General features: G+C 55.1%; 2 protein-coding genes. One reads left to right on the plus strand and one right to left on the minus strand.

Features of this window, described 5'->3' with window-relative positions; genetic code table 11:
- Nucleotides 1-107 precede the first annotated feature (107 nt).
- On the minus strand, nucleotides 108-749 hold the full coding sequence (locus AAFX91_RS41215) for an HAD hydrolase-like protein (RefSeq protein WP_394570299.1): 642 nt from the start codon (nucleotides 747-749) through the stop codon (nucleotides 108-110).
- Between the two features lie 267 nt (nucleotides 750-1,016).
- Here AAFX91_RS41215 and AAFX91_RS41220 point away from each other — a divergent pair.
- The coding region (locus tag AAFX91_RS41220; protein WP_394570300.1) for an RNA-directed DNA polymerase at nucleotides 1,017-1,936 on the plus strand (920 nt) is incomplete at its 3' end.

Consider the following 1,936-nt stretch of genomic DNA (forward strand, 5'->3'; position numbering starts at 1 on the left):
GAACCGCCGGATACGGACCCGTACGTCCGGTGGTGTGGGAGGGGCGAAGCCGCGAGGCTTCCCCCTATCCCGATCAGGGCGATGGGTTTCGCTGCGCTCTACCCATCCTACGGGATCGTCTCTGATGCCAGCAGATTGCCGGTGATGTCCTCCATCCGCTCGAACATCAGGTCAGGGCCGAGCGCCCGAAGTTTTGCCGGCGCCGCATAGCCCCACGCTACGGCGCCGCAGGCGATGCCGGCGGCGCGGGCGGCCTCGATGTCGCGGGTTTCATCGCCGATCGAGATCGTTTGCGATGGAGCCAGATCGGCGCGTTTGACGACGCGGCGGAATTTTGCGGCCTTGCCAAAAATGGATGCGCCGCAATCGAACCAGGAGAACAGTGCGGCGGCCTCGCCAAGCAGCCGGCGAGCGTTCGTCTCACTGTCCGAACTGACCAACGCCAGTTGCAGACCGCCGTCCTTGAGTGCGCGCAGCGTGGTCTCGGCGCCTGGAAACAGCGCGATGTCGGCCAGGTGCTCCGCCTTCAGCCGCCGCATATGCCGGGCGATCATGGGTATCTTCCACATCGGCACTTCAAGCCGCGCGACGATCTCCCGCGAGCCGGCATGCCGCAGCTCTTCGACGTCATCATCCGCGACGCGGCGAAAACCGAAGTGGTCGGCGACGTCGTTCACATTGCGCAAGAACCAGGGAAAGCTGTCCGCAAGCGTGCCGTCGAGATCGAAGATGACGAGGGAGTAGGGCATAGGGCGAGGAAGCAGGGAAAGCGTGAGAAAGCTATTGCGCTAGCATATTACCATCGCGTTTGTGGATCGATGTGGCCAGACGGCTGGACATATGGTGACAATCTCCAGATTCGCTGTTGATGCGTTGTAAGCTGCGGCAATAATGGATGTGCCCATTCCGGTTATCGTACTACCATATAGGGAAATGAGCACCGCCGGTACGGCGCGATTCCTGTCAGGAGTCTACTCTGTGATTTTGTCGATCGCATAACTTTCAAAAACCTCGCCATGGTCAGCAAATTTGAATTTAAGCGGGCAGCAACGCAAGCCATCCAGAACATAGTGAAGCATGGCGACACAGATATCTTCCCCTTTCCGTTCGAAAATCATGCGTTCTTTGACAAGCAAGTGGAGATTATTGATCTCGTTGTTGAGTATGACGACAATTTCGAAGAGTACCTCACTCGTTTCTCTCCTTTGAACGTGAGTTCGCTCACGCCCGTTACATATTCGGGGTTTCGTTGGGCAACTCAAATCGATCCCATTTGGAACGCGCATTTCCTCGCCTGTGTCTTAGCGCTCTCAAAGAAGATGGAGGAAGCTCGATCGCCAAAGTCGGACAAGGTTGTATTCTCATATCGAAATCAAGTTGATCCGAGAACAGGCGATCTTTTCGACCGCAACTTTGGGTGGTTCCAGTTTATGGAGCACTCGCTGAAGCTATCCTCCGAATTCGAATTTGTCGTTGCATGCGATATCTCGGAATTTTATCCCCGACTTGGTCATCACAGATTGGAGAACGCGCTCAAGCAAATCGCCGGCGATACGCCGTATCCCAAACGGATCATGCAGTTTTTGAGCAATTATTCGAATACGAGGTCGTTTGGTCTTCCGATAGGTGGCCCGGCCGCGCGGATTCTATCGGAAATCACGATCAATCAGATTGATCGTCTACTCATTGGCAATGGCATAAAATTTGCTCGATTTGCCGACGATTACCATCTGTTCGCTGGATCGCGGGAGGACGCATACCGGCATCTCATCTTTCTGTCAGAGAAACTCTTCGACAATCAAGGATTGTCGCTCCAGAAATCGAAGACACGAATCATGACTTCTGGGGAGTTCAGAGCTACTGACCTGCCACTGAACTTTCATCCAGCAGCGGTTAGAGTCTCAGGGTTTTGTACGCCAAGTGGCGCGGGTGGAGC

Source organism: Bradyrhizobium sp. 31Argb, assembly GCF_043638955.1.
In the GTDB taxonomy this organism is placed as follows: domain Bacteria; phylum Pseudomonadota; class Alphaproteobacteria; order Rhizobiales; family Xanthobacteraceae; genus Bradyrhizobium.

What these genes read in the sequence shown, in the direction of transcription:
- AAFX91_RS41215 (WP_394570299.1), bottom strand. Translation starts at nt 749, where the DNA reads ATGCCCTACTCCCTCGTCATCTTCGATCTCGACGGCACGCTTGCGGAC.